The 23720-nt window shown below is 73.2% G+C and carries 21 protein-coding genes; 9 read left to right on the top strand and 12 right to left on the bottom strand.

Going from position 1 to position 23720, the window contains the following annotated elements:
• Positions 1-145 precede the first annotated feature (145 nt).
• The 6 genes from FH715_RS11695 to FH715_RS11670 are packed head-to-tail and all read left to right on the top strand — an operon-like array spanning position 146 to position 5813.
• Positions 146-1138, top strand: a complete 993-nt coding sequence (locus tag FH715_RS11695; RefSeq protein ID WP_139644173.1) for a Gfo/Idh/MocA family oxidoreductase — start codon at positions 146-148, stop codon at positions 1136-1138.
• Entirely contained in the window at positions 1135-2022 is an 888-nt protein-coding gene (locus FH715_RS11690) for a sugar phosphate isomerase/epimerase family protein (protein ID WP_139644170.1), read from the top strand. The genes FH715_RS11695 and FH715_RS11690 overlap by 4 nt, the downstream gene beginning before the upstream one ends.
• Positions 2019-3341: a M20/M25/M40 family metallo-hydrolase gene (locus FH715_RS11685; RefSeq protein ID WP_139644169.1), complete on the top strand. Its 1323-nt coding sequence runs from the start codon at positions 2019-2021 to the stop codon at positions 3339-3341. Before FH715_RS11690 ends, FH715_RS11685 begins: the two co-directional genes overlap by 4 nt.
• On the top strand, positions 3338-4447 hold the full coding sequence (locus FH715_RS11680; RefSeq protein WP_211367565.1) for an Ldh family oxidoreductase: 1110 nt from the start codon (positions 3338-3340) through the stop codon (positions 4445-4447). Before FH715_RS11685 ends, FH715_RS11680 begins: the two co-directional genes overlap by 4 nt.
• Complete coding sequence (locus tag FH715_RS11675; protein WP_139644166.1) at positions 4444-5388, top strand: Gfo/Idh/MocA family protein; 945 nt, start codon at positions 4444-4446, stop codon at positions 5386-5388. The genes FH715_RS11680 and FH715_RS11675 overlap by 4 nt, the downstream gene beginning before the upstream one ends.
• Positions 5385-5813, top strand: a complete 429-nt coding sequence (locus FH715_RS11670; protein WP_139644162.1) for a DUF6917 domain-containing protein — start codon at positions 5385-5387, stop codon at positions 5811-5813. Before FH715_RS11675 ends, FH715_RS11670 begins: the two co-directional genes overlap by 4 nt.
• Before the next feature lie 220 nt (positions 5814-6033).
• Here FH715_RS11670 and FH715_RS11665 read toward each other — a convergent pair whose 3' ends face one another.
• On the bottom strand, positions 6034-7449 hold the full coding sequence (locus FH715_RS11665) for an amidase (RefSeq protein ID WP_139644159.1): 1416 nt from the start codon (positions 7447-7449) through the stop codon (positions 6034-6036).
• 114 nt (positions 7450-7563) lie between these two features.
• Here FH715_RS11665 and FH715_RS11660 point away from each other — a divergent pair, with 114 nt between their 5' ends.
• Positions 7564-8217: a TetR/AcrR family transcriptional regulator gene (locus FH715_RS11660; RefSeq protein WP_139644156.1), complete on the top strand. Its 654-nt coding sequence runs from the start codon at positions 7564-7566 to the stop codon at positions 8215-8217.
• A gap of 34 nt (positions 8218-8251) precedes the next feature.
• Here the strand turns inward: FH715_RS11660 and FH715_RS11655 are convergent, their stop codons facing one another.
• The 3 genes from FH715_RS11655 to FH715_RS11645 all read right to left on the bottom strand — a co-directional run bounded on the left by FH715_RS11655 (position 8252) and on the right by FH715_RS11645 (position 10616).
• Positions 8252-8779 carry an EF-hand domain-containing protein gene (locus FH715_RS11655; protein WP_139644153.1) on the bottom strand — a complete coding sequence of 176 codons (528 nt, stop codon included), beginning with the start codon at positions 8777-8779 and terminating at the stop codon, positions 8252-8254.
• A 168-nt stretch (positions 8780-8947) separates the two neighbouring features.
• Positions 8948-10210 (bottom strand): nucleotide sugar dehydrogenase, encoded by a 1263-nt coding sequence (locus tag FH715_RS11650; protein ID WP_139644150.1) that lies wholly within the window; start codon positions 10208-10210, stop codon positions 8948-8950.
• Positions 10211-10304: 94 nt separating this feature from the next.
• Positions 10305-10616, bottom strand: a complete 312-nt coding sequence (locus FH715_RS11645) for a hypothetical protein (protein ID WP_211367563.1) — start codon at positions 10614-10616, stop codon at positions 10305-10307.
• Between the two features lie 302 nt (positions 10617-10918).
• On the opposite strand from FH715_RS11645, the gene FH715_RS11640 reads away from it, so the two are divergent.
• A complete protein-coding gene (locus FH715_RS11640; protein WP_139644147.1) occupies positions 10919-11794 on the top strand; it encodes an LppU/SCO3897 family protein in 876 nt (291 codons plus the stop codon).
• 58 nt (positions 11795-11852) lie between these two features.
• Positions 11853-12719: a hypothetical protein gene (locus FH715_RS29305; RefSeq protein WP_211367561.1), complete on the top strand. Its 867-nt coding sequence runs from the start codon at positions 11853-11855 to the stop codon at positions 12717-12719.
• Between the two features lie 89 nt (positions 12720-12808).
• Here the strand turns inward: FH715_RS29305 and FH715_RS11630 are convergent, their stop codons facing one another.
• From FH715_RS11630 to FH715_RS11595, 8 genes are all read right to left on the bottom strand, one after another.
• Positions 12809-15415, bottom strand: a complete 2607-nt coding sequence (locus tag FH715_RS11630; RefSeq protein WP_246108694.1) for a polysaccharide lyase family 8 super-sandwich domain-containing protein — start codon at positions 15413-15415, stop codon at positions 12809-12811.
• A gap of 129 nt (positions 15416-15544) precedes the next feature.
• The gene (locus FH715_RS11625) at positions 15545-16867 is read right to left on the bottom strand and encodes an ABC transporter substrate-binding protein (RefSeq protein WP_139644144.1); all 1323 of its coding nucleotides are present in this window, start codon (positions 16865-16867) and stop codon (positions 15545-15547) included.
• A 42-nt stretch (positions 16868-16909) separates the two neighbouring features.
• On the bottom strand, positions 16910-17803 hold the full coding sequence (locus FH715_RS11620) for a carbohydrate ABC transporter permease (RefSeq protein ID WP_139644141.1): 894 nt from the start codon (positions 17801-17803) through the stop codon (positions 16910-16912).
• Positions 17796-18749 (bottom strand): carbohydrate ABC transporter permease, encoded by a 954-nt coding sequence (locus tag FH715_RS11615; protein WP_097231863.1) that lies wholly within the window; start codon positions 18747-18749, stop codon positions 17796-17798. Before FH715_RS11615 ends, FH715_RS11620 begins: the two co-directional genes overlap by 8 nt.
• Positions 18750-19149: 400 nt before the next feature.
• The gene (locus FH715_RS11610) at positions 19150-19890 is read right to left on the bottom strand and encodes a cupin domain-containing protein (RefSeq protein ID WP_246108693.1); all 741 of its coding nucleotides are present in this window, start codon (positions 19888-19890) and stop codon (positions 19150-19152) included.
• Entirely contained in the window at positions 19887-20813 is a 927-nt protein-coding gene (locus tag FH715_RS11605) for a DUF6807 domain-containing protein (RefSeq protein ID WP_139644137.1), read from the bottom strand. Before FH715_RS11605 ends, FH715_RS11610 begins: the two co-directional genes overlap by 4 nt.
• Positions 20810-21931 (bottom strand): Gfo/Idh/MocA family protein, encoded by a 1122-nt coding sequence (locus FH715_RS11600; RefSeq protein ID WP_139644134.1) that lies wholly within the window; start codon positions 21929-21931, stop codon positions 20810-20812. The genes FH715_RS11605 and FH715_RS11600 overlap by 4 nt, the downstream gene beginning before the upstream one ends.
• Before the next feature lie 511 nt (positions 21932-22442).
• Positions 22443-23486 (bottom strand): LacI family DNA-binding transcriptional regulator, encoded by a 1044-nt coding sequence (locus FH715_RS11595; RefSeq protein WP_139644132.1) that lies wholly within the window; start codon positions 23484-23486, stop codon positions 22443-22445.
• Between the last annotated feature and the right edge of the window lie 234 nt (positions 23487-23720).

The raw sequence follows: 23720 nt of genomic DNA, 5'->3' as shown, positions 1-23720 counted from the left end.
AAGCGTCACCGGGAACTCGTTCGAAGCCTCGTTCGAAACGCTTCGAGCCGTTTTCCGTACGGCGCCGAGCGATCCGAACGCGTGTATTCCCCGTCCCCCTCCCGTCCCTTTTCTTCGCGCCCTTCCGCATCCCCATGGAGGAAATGTGCGGCCCTTTGTCGTCGGGCTCGGTCGCTCGGGCGCCGGACTGCACGTGGCGTCCCTGCTGCGCGCCGGCGCCGTGGGAGACACCTGGTTCGCCGGCCCACCCCTGGCCCTCGACCCGCGCCCCGAGGCCGGCGCCCGGCTCGACGGGGTGGTCCGTGTCGACTCACCGGAGCACGCCGCCAGCCTCAGCGACCCCGCCGCCACCGTGGTGCACCTCTGCACCCCGCCGTCCCGACGGGTCGCGGTCCTCGGCGAGCTCGCCGCGCTCGGCTTCACCCGCGTGCTCGTGGAGAAGCCGCTCGCCGCCGACCGCGCCCAGCTCGACCGGCTCGACGCGCTGCGCCGCCGCCACGACCTGCACATCGAGGTCGTCTCGCACTGGCTCTCCGCCCGACTCACCCACGAACTCGCCGAGTTGGTCGACGCGGGGGAGTGGGGGCTGCTGCGCTCCGTCAGCTTCCACCAGGACAAGCCGCGCCTGCTGCGCGGCCAGAGCGACGACGGACACCCCAGCGCGTTCGACGTGGAGATACCGCACGCCCTGGGCGTGGTGCTCCGGCTGGCCGGGCCCGCGACCGTCACCCGCGCCGGCTGCCAGGACCTGCGCACCGAGACCGCCAGCCGCCCCCTGATGGGCGGGGCCTGGCTGACGCTCCGACACGAGGGCGGCGTGGTCAGCGAGTTGCGCTCCGACCTGACCGCGCCCATCCAACGCCGCAGCGTCCGGCTGCGGTTCGCCGACGGCGAGGCCGTCGGCCACTACCCGATCAGCGAACGCGACGACCATGCCCGGCTGACCGTGACCGGCCGCGAGCCGGCGATCTTCCGCGACGACGCGCTGGCCGCGTTCCTGCGCGACGCCTACCGGAACTTCGCCACCGGCCGCCGGGTCACCTACCCCGTCCACCACGCGGTGGTGCGCCTGCTGTGCGAGGCGAAGGAACGCGCCGCCATCCCCACCGGCTCACCCTCCCTGGAGGCCCTCTCATGACGTCCGAGCCCTGCGTGGGCAGCACCCCCTGGGGTGCCCCGCTGGCCGGCATCGGCGACGAGGCGGCGCCCGACGCCCCGGGACAGTGCGCCGCGCTCCGCCAACTCGGCTGGCACGCCATCGAGATCAGGTCCGTCGACGGCGTCGGCGTCGCCGAACTCCCCGCCCGCGCCTGCGCCGACCTCGCCGCGCGCCTCCACGAGTCCGACCTCGCCGTCGTCTGCCTGGACTCCGCCCTGGGCAACTGGGCCAGCCACGTCACGGACCCGCTCTCCGCCGACCTGGCCACCCTGGACGCCCTCGCCCGCCGCGCCGAGGTGCTGCGCTGCCGCTGGGTGCGGGTGATGACCTACCCCGGCGGCGGGCTGGCTGCCGACCGCTGGCGCGCGCTGGTCCTGGAACGACTCGCCCGGCTCGCCGAACGCGCCGAGAAGCTCGACCTCACCCTGCTGCTGGAGAACTGCTCCGGCTGGGCCGGCACCAGCGCGGAACGCATCGCCTGGCTGCTGGAGGAGATCGACAGCCCCGCCCTCGCCGTGGTCTTCGACACCGGCAACGGCGTTCCCCACGGCTACGACGGACTCGCCATGCTGGGCCGGCTGCTGCCCTGGGTCCGACACGTCCAGGTCAAGGACGCGCACCAGGTGGGAGGCCAGGTCCACTACACCTTGCCGGGACAGGGGGACGCCCGACTCCGCGAGATGCTGGCCCTGCTGTGGGCCGGCGGCTACCAGGGGCCGCTGTCCCTCGAACCCCACCTGGCACACCAGCCGCACAGCGGCGCGCGCCGCACCGCCGGCTCCGCCCCGTTCGTCGCCGCCGGCCACGCCCTGGCCGGGCTGCTGGCCCGCCTCACCCCGCCCACCGCGCGGGGCGGCCGGTGAACGCCGCCGACGCCGCCCTGACCCCCGGCGAACACGCCCTGCTGCTCGACCTGTTGCGGCTGCCCACCGCCGGCCCGCTGGAGGCCGGCGACGGCGACCCGCCCGCCGAGCTGTGGGCCGCCGGCCGCCGCTACGCCCGCGCCGCCGAGGCGCTGGGACTCACCGTGCTCGGCCACGCCCCGCCCGCGCCTGAGGCGGTGCGCTCGGGACCGCTGCCCGCGCCCGTCGCCGCCCGGCTCGCCGACCCCGCCTTCCTCGCCGGGCAGCCCAGCCTGCTGATGCGGCTGGGACCCGCGCTGCCGCGCGCCGCCACCGTGATGTGCAACGTCCACCTGGACACCGTGGCCGGCGTCGAGCCCGTCGGCTTCGACGGCTCCCGCTTCACCGGCCGGGGCGCCGTGGACGCCAAGGGGCCGGCCGTCGCCCTGCTGGCCGGGGTGCGGGCGGCCCTCGCGCGCGAGCCGGCCGTCGGCCGCTCCGCCGCCGTGCTGGTCCAGGCCGTGGCCGGCGAGGAGGGCGGCGCCCTGGGCACGATCGGGACCCGCCCCCTCGTCGCCGCCGGACACCTCGGGCGGATCAACCTCTTCTGCGAGCCGACCGGCGGCCGGCTGCTCACCCGGGTCGGCGCCGCGGCCACCGCCCGCATCACCGTGCGCGGCCAGGACGCCGTCGACGACCGGCCGGGCGCGGGGCACAACGCCACCGTGCTGCTCGGCTTCCTCGCCCAACACCTCGCCCACGCCCTGGACTCGGGACACCGACCCGGCGCCCCCTCACCCTGCGTCGCCGGGCTGCACACCGGCCACCTCCACAACCGGGTCCACGGCGGAGGCACCCTGCTGCTCAACCTCCCCTACCGGCACGCCTCCGAGGGCGCCGCGCTGGAGCGACGGCTCGCCGACGAACTGGCCGCCGGACTCGCCGCGTTCCACCAACGCTTCGCCGGCACCGCCGAGTTCGGTCGCACCGCGCGGGACGCCGCCGCGCTCACCCGGCTCGACTGGGACAAGCGGGGCCTGCCGACCCTGGAGAGCGCCGACCCCTGGGCCGAGGCGCTGCTGTCCGGCGCCGGCGCGCGGCCGTGGCCGGTCGAAGAGCCCCCGTTCACCTGCGACGCCCTCTGGCTCGCCGACCACCCCGACACCTTCACCGCCGTGCTAGGCCCCGGCTCACTCGACGCCAACCACGCCCACGCGGCGGGGGAGTTCGTCGACGTCGCCGACCTGGACGAGTTCGCCGAGACCATCGCCCACACCCTGGTCGCCTTCGCCCGAGACCGCGCGGCGGCGACCCCGACCCACGAGGAGAGCCGCCGTTGACCGCGATAGCCGGACCGACAGTCACCGTTGAACACGCCCGACTCCACTCAGCCGTCGGCGCGTTCCTCGCCGACCACGGCGTGCCGGAGGAACGCGCGCTGCTCGCCGCCGAGGCGCTGGTCCACGGCGACCTCACCGGGATGGACTCCCACGGCGTGTTCAACCTGCCGCGCCTCTACCACCCGCTGCTCGCCTCCGGCAGGGCACGGCCGGACGCCGAGCCGCGGATCGCCAACGACCTCGGCGCGTGCGTGCTGCTGGACCACAGGCGCGCCCTCGGGCTGTGGGCCGCCGCGGAGTCCATGGACCTGGCCGTGGCCCGCGCCCGCCGCCACGGCGTCGGCCTCGTGTCCGTGCGCGGCGCCACCCATCTGGGCTGCGCCGGCTTCCACGCCGCGCGCGCCGCCGAGGCGGGCCTCGTCGGCGTCGTCGCCAGCAACTGCGGCGGCCAGCGGATCGCGGGACCGCCCGGCGGACGGCCCGCGCTGCTGGGCACCAACCCGCTGAGCGTCGCCGCCCCCGCCCTGCCGAAACGTCCCTTCGTGCTGGACATGTCCACCACGGTGGTGCCCACCGGCCGGGTGCGGACCGCCGCCGCCAACGGGCGGGCCGTGCCCGCCGGTTGGCTGGAGGACGCCGACGGCACGCCCGTCACCGACCCGGCCGCCTTCGACCGGGGGGACGCCCGGCTGCGCTGGCTCGGCGGCACCCCCGAGACCGGCGCGCACAAGGGCTTCGGCCTCGGCCTCGCCGTCGAGCTGCTCGCCGCGCTGCTCCCCGGGGCCGCCGTCGGCCCCGCCCCCGAGGCGCTCGCCGGCGACGGCCGCCCACACGGCACCGACGACGACATCGGCCTGCTGCTGCTGGCGATCGACCCCGACATGCTGCGCGCCGTCCCCGGCGCCTTCGCCGAGGCCAGCCGCTCCGTCTTCGCCACCGTGCGGGACTGCCCGCCGCTGGGCGACGAACCGGTGCGCTACCCCGGCTGGTGGGAGGCCGAACGCGCCGCGGAACGCCGCGCCGGGGGCGTTCCGCTGCCCGTCGCACTCCACAGCGAACTGACCGCACTGGGGCTTGAGTTGCCCGCACTGGAGGCCCGTCGATGACCCACCCGACCCCACGCCGCCTCGGCCTCGCCGGCCTCGGCGTCATCTCCCGCTACTACCTGGCCGCGATCGCCGACAGCCCCGACTGGGAGCTGGTCGGCGTCTGCGACCCCCGCCCCGACGCCCCCCTGGGCGTCGCCGACCACCTTCCGGCCGGCGTCGCGCACCACCCCGACCACCGGGCGCTGCTCGCCGAGGCCCGGCCGGACGCCCTGGTGGTGGCCGCCCCCAACCACCTGCACGCCGCGATCGCCGGCGACGCGCTGCGCGCCGGCGTCCCGGTGCTCGTGGAGAAGCCGCTGACGCTGGACGTCGCGTCCGGCCGCGCGCTGGCCGCACTGGCCCACGCCACCCAACTGCCGTTGCACACCGCGTTCCACCGCCGCTACAACGACCAACTGGCGGCCCTGGTGAGACGGGTGCCCGCCGGCGTTCCGGTGGACTCGGTGACCGTGCGCTATCTGGAGCGGATCGAGGAGCACATCGGCGACGACACCTGGTACCTCGACCCCGCCCGCTGCGGCGGCGGCTGCGTCGCCGACAACGGTCCCAACGCGTTCGACCTGGTCCGCCAACTCCTCGGCGAGGTACGGGTGGTGGAAGCGCGGGTCGAACGCGACGCGGCCGGCGTCGACCGGCGCGCCTCGGTGCGGCTGTCCGCCGCCTCCGGCGCCTCGGCCCGCGTCGAGCTGGACTGGTCACATCCGGGCGAGACCAAGGACGTGATGGTCCGTCTGGTAGACGGCACCGAACTGCGCGCCGACCTGCTCGCCGGCTACGCCGGCTTCAAGTCCTCGCTGTGGCACGAGTACCGCCATCTGCTGGCCGACTTCGCCGGCATCGTGGCCGAGGGCCGGCCCGCCCACGCGGACGGTCTGCGCGCCCTGGAACTGGTCGCCGACGTGTATGCCTCCTGCGCGGTCGTCGAGGGCGTGCGGTGAACGCGGCCACGGAGAACGGCGCGAACGCGGCCACGGAGAACGGCGCCAAGCGGCCGGTCGCCGGGGTGCTGGTGAAGGTGCTGCTGCACGCCAGGACCGAACGCGGGATGCGGCTCGAACCGTTCGCGAGCCGCTGCGTCCGCCGGGGCGAGGTCCACGAACTGGTGGTCACCGACCAGCGCGACGAGGCCCCGGGCGCCAGGATCGACCGCGTCGGCTTTCTCGGCTTCGCCGAGATCGAGGCGGCGGGAGTCCTCGACCGGGGCGACGTCCTGCACGTCGGGGGGCGGCGGATCGGGACGCTGCTGGGCTTCGACGCCTGCCACTTCCCCAACCACTACAACATCCTGGTCCACGCCCCCCGCCTGGTCACCGGCGCCGACCTCGCCCTGGCCCCGGAGTCGGCGGTGACCTTCACGCCGTGAGGGGTACCGGGGGGCGACCACCGGTCTGCCCGGTCCGGTTTCGTTGTCGTGTGCGGCTCGGCACCCAGCACGCGCGCAGTTCCCCGCGCCCCCGAGCCGCCCACGGGGCGTGAAGGGGCGCGGGGAACTGCGCGAGCAACCGTCCACGGGCCCGCACCCGACGACCCACCAGTACCCGCCACGACGGCAGTCGCTCCCGCACCCGCCACGACGGTTGGGCTCAGCCCCCGGCAGGGCTGATCGGGGTCAGCACGCCGGTGCGGCGTTCGACCGCCTCCGCGGCCGTCAGGCACAGGTCCTCGCGGAACATCGGGCCGATCAGCTGCACGCCCTGCGGCAGACCGTCCACCACCGCGCCGGGCACCGAGACGGCCGGCAGGCCGACCAGCGAGGTCGCCGAGCACAGCCGCATCGCGCCCGTGACCCGTTCGAACCCCTCGGGTCCCGAGGACTCAAGCCCGGGCTCGACCGGCGGCTCGGTGAAGACCGGTCCCAGCACCAGCTCGTGACGGGTCATCAGCTCGGCCCAGGAGCGGCGGAGCCCCAACCACACGCCGGTCAGCCGCAGATACTCGGCCAGATCGGCCGGCTTGGCCCGTTCCATCGACATCTCGATGTAGGCGCGGCTGTTCTCCGGGATCACCGGGCCGATGTGCGGCCAGGCCAGGGAGAACTCGGTCATGATGAGCCGCCCGTACACCTCCAGCGTCTCGGCCAGCCGCGGGACGTCCTCGATCTCCTCGACCTCGTACCCGGCGTCCGAGAGCGCGTCGGCAGCCGCTGCCACCGCCGTCCGCACGGCCGGGTGCGTCCCCTGCCCGCCCGGGTCGCGCACCACGGCGACCCGCCACGGCGCCCGCGGCGCCAGACCGTTCAGGGGCATCGCGACGGCACGCGGGTCGACCGGGTCGGCGCCGGCCAACGTCTCGTACGCCAACCGCAGATCGCCCACCGTTCGGGCCAACGGACCGTCGACGGGGATCAGTTGGGAGGCCAGCGAGGGGTCGTCCGGCCCCATGCGGTGGTCGGAGGGGAAGCGGCCGGCGCTCGGCTTGAGCCCGGTCACGCCGCAGAAGGCGGCGGGCAGCCGCACGGAGCCGCCCGAGTCGTTGCCGAGCCCCAGCGGCGCCATCCCGCTGGCGACCGCCGCCCCGTCGCCGCCGCTGCTGCCGCCGGGGGTGACGCCGGCGTTCCAGGGGTTGCGGGTGTCGCCGAACAGCTCGCTGCGCGAGTGCAGCCCGCCGAGCGCCAGGTCCGGCATGTTGCTGTGCCCCACGGGGATCGCGCCCGCCGCCCGCAGCCGCGCCACCGGCGGCGCGTCGCGCCGCGCCGTGAACTCGCGGAACCGCGCGATGCCGTGGGTGGTGGGCACGCCGGCGACGTTGATGTTCTCCTTCACGGTGAACGGGACCCCGGCGAGCGGGCCGAGGCGCTCGCCGGCGTCGCGGCGGGCGTCCAGGGCGGCGGCCTCGGTGCGCGCGGTCTCGGCCATCGACTGTGTCACGGCGTTGACCTGAGGGTTGACCTCGGCGATGCGGGCCAGATGACTCTCGACGACCTCGACGGCGCTCAGCTCGCCCCTGCCGACGGCGGCCCCCAGCTCGTCGGCAGTGCGCTGCCAGAGAGTGTTGTCCATGGGTGCATTCCTCGTTCCGATGCGGTTGTATCGGAGCGTACCCGAGAAGCGATGCGAGTGCATCGAATAAACTCCCGGGGTGGTGGCGAGAACCCGGGACCAGGGAGGGCGCGGATGCCGAAGCAGGTGGACTACGTGGAGCGCAGGGAGCGGGTCATCGACGCCGTGCACCGGCTCGCCGACCGGCACGGCATCGAGGGGGTCACCCTGCGTGACGTGGCGCGCGAGGCGGGTCTCTCGATGGGCGCGGTGCAGCGCGGCTTCCGCGACAAGGACGAGATGCTGGCGGTCGCCCTCGCCCGGGTGAGCGCACGCTTCGTGGAACGGGCGCGCGCCGCCGCCGCGGAGCCGGGCCCCGGCGCGCTGGAACGGGTGCTGCTCGACGTGGCGCTGTTGGGCGAGGAGCAACGGGCCGAGGCCCAGGTGTGGTTGGCGTTCGTGGCGCGCGCCGCGGTCACGCCGCCGCTGGCGCTCACGCTGCGGGGCGGGCATCCGGAGGTCGCGTCGCTGCTGACCCGGCTGGTCGCCGACGTCACGGAGGAGTCGGGGGCGCGCGTGAACGCCGCGGCCGAGGCGCGGGCGCTGCTGGCGTTGGCCGACGGGCTGACCGTGCAGGTGCTGCTGGGGCAGCTCGAACGTGACGAGGCCAGGAGCCTGCTGGTCGACAGGGTCCGGCTGCTGGCCGACGTGACCCGTTCCCCCGTGACCCGTTCCGCTTCCGCCGTGACCCGTTCCGCGCAGACGGGGACGGCCGGGCCGGCGGGGTGACCGCCGGCCCGGCCGCCGTGCGAGGGCGGCTCGCTCAGCCGAGCAGCTCGACGTCCAGCTGGCCGAAGTGGTACTGGCGGACGGCCGCCAGCAGCTCCTCCTCGGTCAGCTGACCGTTGCCGTCGGTGTCGACCTGCTGGAAGGCCTCCTTGGCGGAGGACGCGTCCAGGCCGAGGGCGGTCAGCCAGGAGGCGAACTCGTCGCCGTTGATCAGGCCGTCCGCGTTCTGGTCGGCCAGGCCGACGAGGCCGGAGACCACCGGGCCGAGCGCCCTGTTGAAGGCCGCCTCGCCCTGGGTGTACACCAGGTCACCGGCGGACCGCAGGAACTCGTCGCGGGAGATCGTCGGCTTGTCGCCGCTCTGCGTCGAGAGGTAGTCGAAGAGCCCGAAGAAGGCGTCCCGGAGCGCGTCCGCCTCGGCCGAGTCCGCGGGCTTCCCGAAGGACCGGGCGATCCGCGAGGCCTCCTGGTGGAAGTCCTCCCGCTCCAGCACGCCGTTGCGGTCGAAGTCCCACTTGTCGAAGCGCTTGCTCAGTCGGGCGTCGATCACGGGGTTGGGCATGGCTCGATCTCCTTGATGGTTGCGGGTTGGATGGTGCTCTCGCGAGCGGAGCGGCGCGGGGCGTGCCCGTGCCGCCCGGCGACCGGGCGCGGCCCGAGGGGCGTGCCGGTGCCAGCTTGGAGTGGCCGGACGGAGCGGTCTCCGTGCGGCGCGGGGGAGGGGGCGGCGCTACAGCAGCGTCACGCGCGCCCCGGCGGTCTTGCCGCGGGTGTCGAGCAACGCGCAGGGCGCCTGGGCGAGTTGGCGCGCCGGGTAGCAGGAGTGGTCCTGGAGCAGGATCGCGAGGTCGGCCCGGCCGAGCGCCGCCGGCAGCTCGGTCTCGCGTCGCACCGGTAGGCCGTCGGTGGCGAACTCCGTGACCAGCGGGTCGTGGTAGGCCACCTCGGCGCCGGCCGAGCGCAGCAGCGAGGCGATGGGGAAGGCGGGGGACTCCCGGACGTCGGCCACGTCGGGCTTGTAGGAGACGCCCAGCAGCAGCACCCGGCTGCCGGCCAACTCCCGGCCCTCGCGGCGCAGTACGACGGTCGCGCGTTCCACCACCCGCGTCGGCATCGCGGATATGACCCGGCGGGCCGCTGTCAGCAGTTCGAAGGTGAAGCCCTGTTCGGCCGCGTGGGTGTCCAGGTAGCGGGGATCGACCGGCACGCAGTGCCCGCCGACGCCCGGCCCCGGCTGGAAGGCGGTGTAGCCGAAGGGTTTGGTGCCGGCGCAGTGCAACACGTCCCACACGTCGATACCGACCCGTTCACAGTAGCGTGCCACCTCGTTCACCAACGCGATGTTCACATAGCGGTGGGTGTTCTCAAGAAGCTTCGCCATTTCGGCCTCGCGTGTGCCGGCGGAAAGGACCAGACGATCGACGAGTCGGTGATAGAACGCGGTGGCGTGTTTCAGGCAGAGCGGGGTGTATCCGCTCACGATTTTCGGGGTGTTTCTCAGCCCGAAGTGCGGGTTTCCCGGGTCGATGCGTTCGGGGGAGTAGGCGAGATGGAAATCCTCGCCGGCACGCAGGCCGCTTTCCTTTTCCAGGATTTCACGCAACAACGTGTCGGTGGTGCCCGGATGGCTGGTCGATTCCAGCACCACGAGTGTGCCGGGCCCGAGGTGGCGGCCGACCGTGTGGCCGGCCGCCCGCAGCGCCGAGAGGTCGGGGCGGCCCGCCGCGTCCAGTCCCGTCGGCACGCAGATCACCACCGTGTCCCGGCCGGCCAGCACCGCGGGATCGTCACGGGCGACGAACCCGCTCGCCCGCATGGCGGCCACGGTCGCGTCGGGGATGTCGCCCACGTGTGAGCGGCCCGCGTTGAGCCCCTCCACCACCGAGGGCTCCACGTCGAAGCCCACCACGGCCAGGCCCGCCTCGCAGGCCCGCGCCGCCAGCGGCAGCCCCACGTACCCCAGGCCGACCACCGCCAGGACCGTGTCGCTCACCGGTTCTCCCTCTCCCACGTCTCGTCGTCGTCACGTGTCGATGGCCCGTCTCGGGGCGCGTGCGCACGCGGCGGCCACCCGGCGGGCGCCCGGGTCAGGCGCGGAACGAGCCGCTGCCCGGCGCGACGTGCGAGCCGTAGCCGGGCTGCACGGTCAGGCCGGGGGTGACGCAGAACGGGTCGGCGTAGATGGTCACCGGCCGCTCGGTCTGGTTGGACAGCACATGCGCGTCGAGCGGGAGCTTGTGGCAGCCGACCGGGTTGTCGTAGGTCGTCAGCGGGCCGAATTCGGTGCTGAAGACCGAGACCTCGCCCTCGGCCGCGTGGGCCGGAATCGAAAAGGCGGTGGCGGCCAGAAAGAAGGCGCCGGCGACGGTGCCGAAGGTGGTGCGAACTGAGGGGCGCATGGATCAACTCCCGGGAATTGGTTGGACTGAGGAGATTATTTCGGATCCCGGGCGCCTCTCGCGCCACGGCGGGGGAAATAGGTCCGCACGGGCGACGGGCGGCACGGGTGTACTAGCCGCGCGGGTCCTCACGGGGCCTTCTCGCTTTGCGCACAGGGGAGTTGGCGTGTTATTCCGCGTGGGCGCCCGAGGGCGTGTTCCCGATTCGCAACAGAATGGCCCGCGAGTGTGTGCGAACGCGCGCGAGTTGCTAACCTGCCGCTGGTGAACAAGTGCACGACACGGGGACACGGGGGAGTGCGATGAGCCACATACAGGGCTGGCCCGGTCCGGCGGGTGCGCCGGGTCCGGGGGGCGGGCCGCAGAAGGCCGATCAGGGGCGGCGCCTGGGCATTCTCGCGCTGGTCGTCGTGCTGGTGACGGGGCTCGCCTTCGGGCTGGCCGCCGCCACCGGGGCCGACGCCAGGGACAACGGCGCGATGGGCCCCGCGCCCGGCATGGGGGACGTGGAGGGCTTGAACCCGGAGGACATGCCGGAGCTGGAGGGGCTGGAGGACCTCGACGACCTGGAGTCCGACATCGGGGGCGACAGCGGCGACCTCGGCGGGGACAGCGGCGACCTCGGGGGCGACAGCGGGGACCTGGGCGGCGACGACGACTGGGGCGGGGACAGCGGTTCGACCCCCACCGAGGAGCCGTCCGACCCGACGCTGGACCTCTACCGCTCGGTGAGCGCCGGCGACTGCCTGGCCACCTGGATGACCAGCGACACCGAGTGGAGCAGCAGCACGCCCGAGGTCGTCGACTGCTCGGCGGACAACGCGGGCGTCTGGGTCTCGGCCACGACCGGTTCGCTGAGCGACTGCCCGACGGACGCCGGACGTTCGTACATCTACTACACCGCCGGCGCCGAGACCGTGGCGCTCTGCCTGACCCGCCAGTTCGAGATCGGTCAGTGCTTCCTCGGCTCCGGCACCAACGCCAACCTGATGAGCTGGGTCGACTGCGAGAGCGGCTCCGTGCCCTCGCCGTACGACAGGAAGTTCAACGTGCTGGCCGTCTACGCGACCAGCAACAACACGGGCGACGAGTGCGCCGCGGACGCGGGCAACCGGGAGTACTACTACTGGTCGATGGACGGGAACTCGACGTTGCTGTGCGCGTTGGAGATGAACTGATGGGGGCCGTGCTCCCCGGCGCGCGCGCCGGGCGGCCGGGTAGGAACGAGGGGGAAACATGAGTCAGCCGCCGCCACCGCCGGGCGCGCCCGGCCAGCCGAGCGGGCCCGGGTACGGCTATCCGCACGCGGCCACGCAGCCGGACTTCCGGCCCACCGCGCCGCCGCCGGGCGGGCCTCCGCAGCCGCCACCGGGAGCCCCCGCGGGAGCTCCCCAGGCCGCCCCGCCGCCCGGCCCCGCCGCCCCGCCGCCCGGCCCCGCCGCCCCGCCGCCCGGCCCTGCCGGGCCGCCGGGCCAGGGAGGCCCGGGCTACGGCTACCCGCAGCAGCCGCCGCCGGGGCCCCAGCCCGGCTACGGCTACCCGCAGGGCCCCGCGCCGGCGCCGTTCCCGCCCCCGCCGCCTCCGGGCTCCGCCAACAGGACGACTGCCGCGCTCGGTCTGACAATCGCGGTGGCGGTCGGGATGTTCCTCCTCTACGGCTTCCTCACCGGCATGGTCGTCGACTTCGAGGACCTGATGAAGGAGGCCATGGAGAACGGCGACACCGAGATCGACATCGCCCAACTCACCTGGCTGGCACCGCTGGTCGGCGGGGCGATCGGCCTTCCGGCGGCCCTGATGGCCCGCGGGAACATCGGCCTCTACTGGCTGGCGGCCGGTGGCGCCGTGGTGGCGATGCTGCTGGGGGAGACCTTCGCCATGGCGGTGCTGATCTCCGATGCCTCCGACGGGGCCGAGAGCGCCTTCACACTCTTCTTCGAGGACTTCTCGGACGTCTGGGAGGCGTGGACGGACATCGCCCACGGCATGACCTGGCCGCTGATGGCGCTGGCCCCGGCCACCGCCCTCTTCGCCGGGTACTTCCTCGGCGGCACCGGCCCCAAGTACCCGATGCCTCCGCCGCAGCCGATGCCCTACCGCTGACGCGCACCGGGTGCCACCGCACCGCACGCCCGAGGGGGCCGGCCCACCGCCGGCCCCCTCGGCCGTCTCCGCACGGCGCGGCGACGCGCCTACCGCGCGAACCGCACCGTGCGGGAGGCGCCGTAGGCGCGGCGGGTCGTGACCGTCACCCGCGTCCCGCCCGGGATCCGCCGCACCCCCACGCCCTCGTCCGCCTCGACCGGCTGCAGCCGGCGCCCGCGCAACGTCACGGTGACGCGGTCCCGTTCGGTCGTCGGGTCGGCGACGGCCAGGGCGACGGTGCCGTCCGGCGCGTGCCGCAGCAGCAACGAGGCCGCCCCCTCCACCTCGACCGGGCCGACCCGGTGGCGCCCCGGCGCGAAGGAGTTGACGCCCAGCAGCCCCAACCCCCGGTGCTCCACGGCCTGGACGCGTTCCGAGTTGACCAGGACCCGCACCGGTCCCCCGGCGTAACGGGCCAGTGCCTCCTCCGTGGCGCCGGGCACCAGCGCGCACGCCAGCGTCCCCGACTCGGCCGCCCCGGCCGGGAGTTCGGTGCCGAGCGTGAAGACGCGCCGGGTCACCGGGGTGTCCGGGTTGCCGGTGCGCACCGCGCGCCGGTCGCGGGTCACCGTCTGCCAGCCGACGTGCGCCCCGGTCGGCTCCAGAAAGGCGTAGCCGACCGCCCCGCCCGCGTCCCGGTCGGCGAACCGCAGCCAGGACAGGGGCTGTTCACCACCCGGCCCCTCCCACGGCCGGCCGTCGGCGAGCCGCCCGGTCAGCGAGACGTCCGCGTCCGGCGCGGCGATCCTGCTGTCGACCGTCGTGGTCACCGCGCGACCCGCCGCGTCCCGCACCCCGGCGGTCAGCATCACCACCTCCTCGTCCAGGAGGAACCAGGAACGCACCCCCGACGCGTTGCGGTAGGCCACGAAGTCCTCCGGCAGCAGACCCGCCTCCGCGTCCCGCCAGGCCACGTCGTCGGCGAGTACCAGGCCGACCGCGCCGTAGCCGTCCAGGGTGGCGCCGCCGGAGTGGGAGTTGAGGGAGCGCGGGAAGTAGACATAGGTGTTCTGCGCCTCGGACGAGGCGGTGAAGCCGGCCTCCGGGTTGTCGTACCACGCGGCGCCGTACAGCTCGGGCACCGTCGCCCGCTCCTCGACGGGGGCGACGACGCCGGCCAACCGGTAGGGGGAGACGGTGGTCAGGTGGTCAACGCCGAACGCCGCCGACTGGTCCTGACCGGTCAGATACAGCTGGTGGGCGCCGTCCCCCTGGAACCAGGGCATCAGGTTCTCGCCCGACATGTACTCGTAGCGGCTGATCCGCCGCGAGCTGCGGGCCAGCGCGAACGCGTAGCCGGGCCTGCGGTGCACCGTGCGGTCCATCGCGTGGAACGCCAGATGCCGGGACTCGGGGCCGAGATCGGCCGGCGGGGTCGCCTCGTCGGCCAGGATCTCCGCGTAACGGGCCACGCTCACCGGCGAGACGAACGCGACCGGGTCCGGCGCGACGGGAGAGGCGCCGCGCAGATACCGCACATAGCCGCGGAGCGCGGCGGCGGACGCCGGGTCCCCCACGGCGGCCGACAGGTCGACCGCGGCCTCCACCACCGGGGCCGCCGCCTGGTAGCCACCGGTGGTCCTGGAGACGGCCCGGCCCCTGACCGTCTCCATCATCCAGCCCTCGAAGACGACGGGCGCGAAGGAGTCGACCAGCCAGCCGCGCGCCGTCTCCACCAGCTCGCCGCCCGCCACGTACCCCGTCCCCTCCAGCACCCGGGACGCCTGCGTCACCCGCCCCAGCAGGCTGACGCCGTAGGAGCCGGTGTACGCCACCGAGGCGTGCTGGAGGAACGAGCCGTCGGCGTAGAAGCCGTCCGTGACGCCGTGGCGCAGCGCGTACGGGTCGATCGGGTCGAGCACCGTCGCCAGGTCGGCGACGGCCTTCACGATCCGCGCCTCGTCTCCGGTGACCGCGCCCTGGAGGACTCGGTTGACGGTGATGTCGGCCAGGTTGGCGCCGGTGTGGAAGCGGGAGTCCAGGTCGACGTCGCCGTCCCGCCCGTTGCGCAGGTAGGCGTCCATCGAGGCACGGTAGGTCTCGGTCAACTCCGGTGCGTGCTCGGCGGCTTCGGCCGCCAGCAGCACCAGGACGCGGGTGACGTGGGTGGAGATGCCGATCTCCCAGTGGAACCAGTTGCCGTAGTAGCCCGCCGACTGGTCCCCGTAGTAGCGCTCGTGCAGCCAGGCCAGCCCGTCCAGCACCCGGCGCCGCACGGCCGCGTTCCCGCCCAGGTCGGGGGCGGCGTCGCCGGGGGCGACCGTGGCCAGGGCGATCTCGTAGAGGCGCTGGTAGGAGGCGTTCAACGCCGAGTCGTCGCTGCCCAGCGGCAGCCCGGCGAACAGCTCGCCCTCGCCCGCCGCGTCCCAGTCGGCCAGCCACCGCCGCGCGGCGTCGGCCATCGCGGCCAGCTTCGGCGCGACCTCGGGCGCGGCGTTGGCCTCGGGGGTGCCGGCGAAGGTGGCGACCGTGTTGGCCAGCAGCCGCGCGTGGTCGACGGCCGGGTCCGCCGCCGCGCGCCGGGACGAACGGGCCGAGGCCGGCGTGGAGTTGGCGGCCTGGGCGGCGACGGTCGCGGCAGGCAGCAGGGCGAGCAGGGTACGGCGGGACAGCGGCACGAGACACTCCCTGGCCGGGGCGGAACGTGCCGCCATCCAAGCAAGCACCCACGGCACTGTCACCGGTCCGGACGCCGCGAACTTTCCCGCCGCCCACGCGCGGGAGCCGGGCCCCGCCCTTTTCGGGCGGGAACCCGGCTCCGGAGACACGCGCCTGACGTGCCGTCAGCCGTTGGCCCTGATCGCGTCGTTCAACTCGTCCAGGATGCCCTCGGCCGCCTCCTGGGGACTCAACTCCCCGAAGAGCACCTGGTCGTTGTAGCGACCGAGCATCGGGTCGACGTCGCTGGCGCCGGCCGGGACGATCGGCGGTTGCGGGCCGACCTCCTGCTGGATCTGCTCGGTGAACTCCAACGCCCGCCGCTCGCTGTCGTCCAGCTGGGGCTCGATGGCCTCCTTGAACGCCGGGTTGCCGGGCTCGCCCCGGTCCAGGCCGAAGATGCTGCCCACGCGCGGGTCGTTGATCAGGAAGTCGATCAACAGCGCGCACTCGGCCGGATGCTTGGTGGTCGACGACATCGACCAGTACATCGAGGGCTTGAGGTACTGGTAACCCTCCTGGGTGTCCTCGTCGGTCGGCCAGTCCGCCAGCATCAGCTCCGCGTCCGGCGTCGCCGCCTGGAAGGTGCTGAACTGCCCGGCCGGGATGAAGCCCATCGCCGTCTTCTGCGTCACCAGGTCACCCTGGTCGAGCGGCAGGCCCTTGGTCTCGCTCACCTCGGCCACCGACGGGGCGGCGCCCCGGTCGATGAACTCCAGCATCCGCTCCCAGTAGGCGGCGAGCACGTCCGCTTCGAGGACCAGCTCGCCCTCGTCGTTGAACAGCTCGTTGCCGTGCTGCCGCGCCCAGACCGTGACGCTGAACGAGTCGGAGACCCACGGGCTGAGCCCGTGCACCTCGCCGCCCGACGCCTCGCTCAACTGGGCGGCGGTGTCGATCATCTCGTCCCAGTCCCAGGTGTCGAAGTCCGGCAGCGGCACGCCGTACTCCTCGAAGAGCGAGGTGTTGACGAGGATGCCGTTGGCGGTGCCGCCGGTGGGCACCGCGTACAGACCGTCGTTGACCTCGCCGGACTCCAGCACCTCGGGCGGGATCTGCGAGGTGTCGAGGAACTCGTCGACCCGTTCCAGGTCCACCAGCGCGCCCCGGTCCGCGTAGGCGGCGAGATACAGCTGGTCGAACTGGGTGACGTCCGGCATCTCGCCGGCCGCCGTGGTGGTGGCCAGCCGGTCCCAGTAGCCGTTCCAGTCGGCGAACTGGGGCTCGACGTTGATGTTCGGGTACTCCTCCTCGAAGAGCTCGATGGCCTCCATCGTCATCTGGGTGCGGGCGTCGGCGCCCCACCAGTTGAAACTGATCGTGACGTCGCCGTCGGAGAGTTCCGGTTCGCCCTCGAACCCGTCCCCGATGCCGCAGGACGTGATGAGGACACCGGCGGCGGCGACGGCCATCCCCGCGCGCACGCGTCCTCGCACGTGTCCGGTCATGCTGTGCCTCCTGATCTCTGGTCGATTCCCGTGGTGGCGCGGCTACTTGCCGCCGGTGGTGGCGATGCCTCTGAGGAGGAACCGTTGACCGAAGAGGAACACCAGGAACACCGGGATCAGCGAGACCACACTCATCGCGAAGAGCGCGCCGAAGTCGGACTGGCTCTGCGCGTCGATGAACGAGCGCAGCGCCACCGGCACGGTCTGGAGGTCGGGCTTGGTCACGAAGATCAGCTGGGTGAAGAAGTCGTTCCAGGTCCAGATGAAGGTGAAGATCGCCGTGGTCGCCAGGGCCGGGACCATCAGCGGCAGCATGATCTGCCCGTAGATCCGCGCGTGTCCGGCGCCGTCGATCCTGGCCGCCTCGTCCAGCTCCCTGGGGATGCCCCTGATGAACTGCACCATCAGGAAGATGAAGAAGGCGTCCGTCGCCAGCAGCTTGGGCACGATCAGCGGCAGATAGGTGTTGATCCAACCGAGTTGGGCGTAGAAGACGTACTGCGGAATGATCAGTACGTGGATGGGCAGCATGATGGTGAGCAGCATGGCCACGAAGGCGAGCTTGTTCCCACGGAACTTGAGCCGGGCGAACGCGTAGGCGGCCATCGAGCACGATATGAGGTTGCCGATCACCGAGCCGAGCACCACGATGAACGAGTTCAACAGATAGGTGTTGAACGGATACGCGAGCGCGTCCCAGCCGTTGGGGTAGTGGTCGAAGTCGAACGTGTCGATCAGCAGACCCGGCTCGGTGAAGATGTCGGTGTTGGGGCGGAACGAGCTGACCACCATCCACAGCAGCGGATAGAGCATCAGCAGGGCCACCAGGATGAGCCCGACGTGCTTGAGAACGCTGGTCGCCCCGCGCCGCCGGTCGGCGCCGGCGCGCCGCGCGTCCACCGGGGCTGGCTGCTTTTCCGTTACGGCGTCAGTCATTGTAGAAGACCCAATACTTGGAGGCCCAGAAGTTCAGGGCGGTGAAGGCGCCGATGATGAGCAGCAGCAACCACGCGAGCGCCGATGCGTAGCCCATCCGGAAGCTGGTGAAGCCCTCCTGGTAGAGGTAGAGCGAGAAGAACAGCGTCGAGTCGTTCGGCCCGCCGGTGCCGTTGGAGACGATGAAGCTCTGGGTGAACGACTGGAAGCTGCCGATCAGTCCGAGGACCAGGTTGAAGAAGATGATCGGGCTCAGCAGCGGCAGCGTGATCGACAGGAACTGCCGCTTCTTGCTGGCGCCGTCCGTCGCCGCCGCCTCGTACAGCTCCCGGGGGATCTGCCGCAGCCCGGCCAGGAAGATCACCATCGGGGCGCCGAACGTCCAGACGTGCAGGATGATCAGCGTGCCCAGCGCGGTGTCCGGGTCGGCCACCCAGCCCCTGCCCTCGATGCCGAAGATGTCGAGGAAGGAGTTGAACAGCCCCTCGGCGCCGAAGACCAGCCGCCACAGCACGGCGATCGCCACGGAGGCGCCCAGCAGCGAGGGCAGATAGAAGATCGAGCGGTACAGCGGCAGCCCGCGCACCCCCCGGTCGAGCAGCATCGCCAGGCCGAGGGCCACGGCCAGCTGGAGCGGCACGGAGACCAGCACGTAGGTGAACGTCACCTGGAGCGAGTTCGCCAGCCGGTCGTCGTCCAGCATCCGGCGGATGTTGTCGAGTCCGGTGAACTCCGGGTCCTGGAGCAGGTTGTAGTCCGTGAAGGCCAGATAGAGCGAGGCCAGCATCGGACCGAGGGTGATGCCGATCAGTCCCAGCAGCCAGGGGGCCAGGAAGATCGCCGCCGCCTTGTTGTCAGGCTTCTTGTCGGGGGTCGTGCCCTCAAGCTGCTGCCCGCCGCGCTTGCGCGACCGGCTCATCGACCTCAGCTCGCCGAGCGCGCTCATCGCACCCGTCCCGTGGCCGTGGCCCGCGCCGCCGACCCGCCGGCGCGTGGCGCGTTATCTCGGCACCGGGGTGCCGGGGCGGCTGCCGCCGGCGGTTTCACCTGTATCGGATGCACGGGCGCTCCTCCTTGAGTGCGTCATCCCGTCGACGTTGCCGAGGACCGGGGTCCTCCGTCGCACTGTTCAGCTGCGATTCCGTGGCCCGGCCGGCACCGGGTCCCGGACGGGACACAGGGTGTGCGGCTCTCCCGCCGGGAGGTGAACGATCACCCGATGGTGAGCGGCCACCCTAGTAATCGATTACTGCGGGGTCAATGGTCTGAAATAAGAGAAAATATGGAGAACATTCGGGTTCTCCGAACCGGGGCGGGAACGATCGGTCCCGCCCCGGTGAGGGGCCTCAGCCGTCCTGGTGGAGCGTGGCGCCCGGTACCTCGTACTCGTCGCGCCTGCCGCACATCCCGAAGCCGCCCAGCCGCGAGGGCACGGCGTCGTACGCCTCGGCCCCGGCCAGATAGGCCGGGTCGCCGGCCTCCAGCGCGTCGAGCTGCCGGCCCGTCCGCTCGGCCGTCGCCAGCGCGCCGGCCCGCCACAGCTCACGCCAGGCCGGCACGCGGTGGCGCACCAGCTCGGCGGCGGTCCGTTGGAACTCCCGGTACGGGCCGGGGTCGCCGGCCTCAAGGGCCGCGCGCAGCGGCCGGTAGCCCTCGATCGCCAGATCCCTGCGGCGCCGCGCCGCGGCCTCCGCCTCGGGACCCGACTTCGCGGGAAGCCCCGCCGCCTCCGCGTACCGCTCCGGATCGGCCAGCACCTCGGGCGGGAAGGTGAAGACCGCGTCCCCGGCCTCCGGCAGCCCGCTGTTCTGCATCAGCACGGTGATCCGCAGATCACCGCCCTGCACCATCCGGTGCACCGTGCCCGGCGCGAACCAGGCGACGGACCCCGCCTCCAGCGGGACCTCCCGGAAGCCTCCGGGGGCCAGCGTCTGCACCGCGCCCCTGCCGCCGGTCACCACGTACGCCTCGGTGCAGACCAGGTGCAGATGCGGGCTGCCGCCGCAGACGCCGTCCGCCGCCTCCCACTCGTAGGCGCTCAGATGGGAGAGGCCGATCGCGCCCGGCAGCGGGCGCTCCAGGCTCACCACGGGAGCTCACCGAGCCGGGCCGCGATCCGCTCCCTGTCCCAGGCGCCGTCGGCGACCAGCACGCGGTAGCGGAAGGCGAACGACTCGCCCGGCGCCAGCTCGAACTCCTCGAAGAACGCCCAGGAGAACGCCACCGTCGGGATCGGCGTCGACCGCACGAACCAGTGCGAGGCGTGCACCGCCCGCTCCTCGTCCAGGTTCTCGGGGGCGTGCGCGAAGACCAGGGTGGAGTGCGCGTCCACGTCGTCGTGCGAGGTGGAGAACGCCAGCCACGGGCCCTGGGTGCCCATCAGCTCCTGGCCCTCCTGCCCCTCCTCGGGGCCGAGGACCGCGCCGCCGGTGAAGTCCCTGGGGCCGCGCCACTGGAGACCGGTGTAGCCCGCCATCTCCCGACCGGCCGTGGTCGGCGAGCCGAAGGCCAGCGGGGCGTCGCGGACGTTGGTCAGGTCGATCGACCAGTCGATGGCGTAGGAACCGGAGGCCGCGTCGACCGAGTGCACGGAGACCCCGCGCCGCTCCTTGGCCCACTCGGCGCCGCCGTTCTCGACCCAGGTCAGCTCCTCGGCGATGTCCAGGCGCTCGTCGGTGGACTCCACCGCGCTGAAGCCGTCGTGCCGCATCGAGCCCACCCGGTCGTCGACGCGCTGGTAGCCGACCTCGGGGCCCAGGTAGGAGTTGCCGCCCCAGAAGTTCTGCTCGGAGAGGTGGCTGGCGGTCATCTGCAGGCCCTTGTGCCAGCGGTGGTCGTTGGGCCGGTAGCCGCTGACCAGGTTGCCGGTGAGGGTGCGCAGCGGGTGGATGTACGGCTTGCGCGACTCGAACGGGTCCGGGTCGGGGCGGTAGACGTAGGAGAGCAGCTCCACGTCGCCTGAGGAGACGACGATCCGCTCGCCGTGGGTGTGGGTGACCTGGATCGTCATCGCTGGGGCCTCCAGTCGGGGTGGTCGCCGTGCATGGCGGTGTAGTAGGGGTCGCCCTCGGCGATCTCCCCGGCGAACACCGGCTTGCCGGTGAACGCGGACTTGTAGAGCGCGGCGGCGAACTCCACGGTGCGGCGCGCGTCGGGGCCACTGCCCGGAGGGCGCACGCCCGCGTCGTGCGCGTCCAGGACCACGCCGAGCTGCGCGGCGTGCGAGCTGGGCAGGTCGTCCTTGGGCGTGCGCCAGCGGGTCACCCGCTCCTCGTCGTCGAGACCGGGGCGCGGGGTGTACTTCCAGTCCGCGTTGCCGTGCCCGTAGAGGTGGCTCAGCTCGACGGTGGCCTCGGCGCAGTCGATGCGGATGTCGCTGACCTGGTCGGGGGAGAGCACGCTGTTGACCACGGTGGCGACCGCGCCGTCGGCGAAGCGGACCAGGGCGGTGGAGACGTCCTCGCTCTCCACGTCGTGCACCAGCCGCGCGGCCATCGCACGGATCTCGCTCCAGTCGCCGAGCAGGTGGAGCAGCAGGTCGTACTGGTGGATCCCGTGGCCCATCGTGGGCCCGCCGCCCTCGGTCTCCCACCGGCCGCGCCACGGCACGGAGTAGTAGGCGGTGTCGCGGTGCCAGGTGGTCTGGCAGTGCGCGACCAGTGGGGCGCCCAGCTCGCCGCCGGCGATCAGCTCCTTGGCGTGCACCGCGCCGGAGCCGTACCGGTGTTGGAAGACGACGGAGGCGTAGGCGCCGGACTCCTCCTCGGCGGCGGCGATCTCGTCGTACTCCGCGAGCGAGAGCGTCAGCGGCTTCTCGCAGAGCACCCAGGCGCCGGCCTTCAGCGCGGCGACGGTCTGCTCGCGGTGGAGGGAGGGCGGGGTGCCGATCAGCACCAGGTCGGGGCGGGCCTCGGCCAGCATGGTCGGGAGGTCGGTGAACTCGCCGGCCCCCTGCCACAGCGAGCCGGCCGCCTCACGGAAGGTCGCGAGTCGCGCGGGGTCGACGTCGACGGCGGCCACGAGTTCCACGCGGTCGGCGTGGGCGCGGAGCGCGGGCAGATGGCTGCCCGTGACGATGCCACCCGTGCCGACGACCGCGACGCGCAGACGGGAGGGAGGTGAGGACATACGAGGGGCTCCTCAGTCAGTAAGCGCTTTCAACAAGGGGGACTCTAGGGATGAGTTATCGATCACACAAGTCCCTCGTTTAGCTTTGCGGAGAGGCGGAGCCGCGGGGGTGGGTGCTCCGACCGATGTGCGGGTCGGTGGGTATGCGTGCGATTTTGGTGTGTCGGGCGACGGGGTGCAAGGGTTTCGGGAAGTCCGTTGCCGGCCCGGGTTCCACGCGTTCCCCAGGGGCGTGGGGAACCTCGCGGGCAACCGTCCACCGGGGGCGCGGGTCGACGACATGCGGGGGCGCCCGGGCCGGGGTCGCCTCCCCGTCAGCGCGGCTCCCCGGCCGGCCGAGTCCGTGGTCGCCGCGCCGCCGCCGGTCAACGGGGGCCTGGGAGGGGGACGTTGGGCGGTGCGGAGGCGGGGCGTTCCCCGTCGTTGGTGGGGGCGGTCGCGTGGGTTCACGCGCCGTCCGCGGGGGGGGCGTGCACGACGCCCCCCGGGGGCGTTCAGCCCGGGGGTGTGTTCAGACGGTGGGGGGTGGGGCGGTGGAGTCGCGGAAGATCAGCTGGTTGAGTCCCGCCGTGTCCATCGGCGCCGCCGGCTGCTTCCCGTGCAGCAGGGACAGCAGCCGCTGGAACGCCGCCCGGCCCTGGCTCTCCCGGTTGACGCGGACAGTGGACAGCGGCGGCTGGAAGTACCGTCCCAACTCGTCGTCGTCCCAGCCGAAGACGCTGACCCGCCCCGGCACGTCGACCCCGACGCTCTGCAACCCGCGGATCACCCCGAAGGCCACCCGGTCGTTGGCCGCGAAGACGGCCGTCGCGGGAGAGCCGGCGATCACCTCGCGCCCCGCCTTCCAGCCGGAGCCCGTGCTCCAGTCGCCTTCCACCACCGCGTGCGAGACCAGCCCGCGCCGGGCGACGGACGCCTCGTACTCGGTGCGGCGGTTCAGCGCGGAGGCGAAGGTCTTCGGGCCCGCGACATGTACGAAGGTGCGATGGCCCAGGTCCGCGAGGTGGCCGACGATCTCGTCGGCCGCCTTGGCGTCGGCGAGCAGCGCGCGGGCCCGCATGTTGTCGTCGTACTCGCCGTCCACCACGATCGGCACCCGCGGCCCGCTGGGGGCCAGCCGCTCCAGGTTCTCGGCGAGCGGGGTGAACGACAGGATGCCGTCCACGTTCGCCGGTTGCAGCAGGGCGCCGATCCGCTCGGCGCGGGCGGCGGCGTCGCCCTCCAGGCCGACGACGTCCACCAGGTAGCCGGCGTCGTGCGCGGCGGCGGCGGCGCCGCTGAGCAGCCGGGTCGGGACGAACGAGGTGGTCTCCGGGAGGATGACCGCGATCCGGTTGGTCCTGCGGGTGCGCATCGAACGGGCCGCCAGGTTGGGGCGGTAGTCCAACTTCTCCACCGCGTGTGAGACCCGGCGCACGGTGTCCGGCCGCATGGTGGGGTCCTTGCGCAGGAACCGGGAGACCGTCTGGTGGGACACCCCGGCGAGCCGGGCGACCTCGTAGATGGTCGGCCGCTTGTCCGCGTCGCGCGGCTGGGTCGCGGGCTGCTCCGACATCTGCGGTCCCTCCGGTGCTGCCGCGCGCTGGGGATCGCGCGGCGATACGGTGCGGTCTCTGTGGTCGGTCGTGCCCACCCAGTGTGCATTGTCCGATGCTCGTCAAACTCTTTCACGTCACCGGTTCCGTGACCGGTTCCGGGTTCGGCGGCGCAGGTCAGCGCCCCGGGCCGCGCCCCAACGGGCCGCCGGGGCAAGGGTGTTCGGGGGCGGGGGGCGGCCCGCGGGGTGCGG

The organism is Streptomyces sedi (genome assembly GCF_006335015.1).
Taxonomy (GTDB): Bacteria; Actinomycetota; Actinomycetes; order Streptomycetales; family Streptomycetaceae; genus Streptomyces; species Streptomyces sedi.
This window is presented reverse-complemented; position numbering and strand designations above follow the sequence as displayed.

What these genes read in the sequence shown, in the direction of transcription:
- FH715_RS11665 (WP_139644159.1), bottom strand. Translation starts at nt 7,449, where the DNA reads ATGGACAACACTCTCTGGCAGCGCACTGCCGACGAGCTGGGGGCCGCC.
- FH715_RS11630 (WP_246108694.1), bottom strand. Translation starts at nt 15,415, where the DNA reads ATGGCGGCACGTTCCGCCCCGGCCAGGGAGTGTCTCGTGCCGCTGTCC.
- FH715_RS11645 (WP_211367563.1), bottom strand. Translation starts at nt 10,616, where the DNA reads ATGCGCCCCTCAGTTCGCACCACCTTCGGCACCGTCGCCGGCGCCTTC.
- FH715_RS11600 (WP_139644134.1), bottom strand. Translation starts at nt 21,931, where the DNA reads ATGTCCTCACCTCCCTCCCGTCTGCGCGTCGCGGTCGTCGGCACGGGT.
- FH715_RS29305 (WP_211367561.1), top strand. Translation starts at nt 11,853, where the DNA reads ATGAGTCAGCCGCCGCCACCGCCGGGCGCGCCCGGCCAGCCGAGCGGG.
- FH715_RS11625 (WP_139644144.1), bottom strand. Translation starts at nt 16,867, where the DNA reads ATGACCGGACACGTGCGAGGACGCGTGCGCGCGGGGATGGCCGTCGCC.
- FH715_RS11595 (WP_139644132.1), bottom strand. Translation starts at nt 23,486, where the DNA reads ATGTCGGAGCAGCCCGCGACCCAGCCGCGCGACGCGGACAAGCGGCCG.
- FH715_RS11655 (WP_139644153.1), bottom strand. Translation starts at nt 8,779, where the DNA reads ATGCCCAACCCCGTGATCGACGCCCGACTGAGCAAGCGCTTCGACAAG.
- FH715_RS11615 (WP_097231863.1), bottom strand. Translation starts at nt 18,749, where the DNA reads ATGAGCGCGCTCGGCGAGCTGAGGTCGATGAGCCGGTCGCGCAAGCGC.
- FH715_RS11605 (WP_139644137.1), bottom strand. Translation starts at nt 20,813, where the DNA reads ATGACGATCCAGGTCACCCACACCCACGGCGAGCGGATCGTCGTCTCC.
- FH715_RS11675 (WP_139644166.1), top strand. Translation starts at nt 4,444, where the DNA reads ATGACCCACCCGACCCCACGCCGCCTCGGCCTCGCCGGCCTCGGCGTC.
- FH715_RS11620 (WP_139644141.1), bottom strand. Translation starts at nt 17,803, where the DNA reads ATGACTGACGCCGTAACGGAAAAGCAGCCAGCCCCGGTGGACGCGCGG.
- FH715_RS11660 (WP_139644156.1), top strand. Translation starts at nt 7,564, where the DNA reads ATGCCGAAGCAGGTGGACTACGTGGAGCGCAGGGAGCGGGTCATCGAC.
- FH715_RS11640 (WP_139644147.1), top strand. Translation starts at nt 10,919, where the DNA reads ATGAGCCACATACAGGGCTGGCCCGGTCCGGCGGGTGCGCCGGGTCCG.
- FH715_RS11690 (WP_139644170.1), top strand. Translation starts at nt 1,135, where the DNA reads ATGACGTCCGAGCCCTGCGTGGGCAGCACCCCCTGGGGTGCCCCGCTG.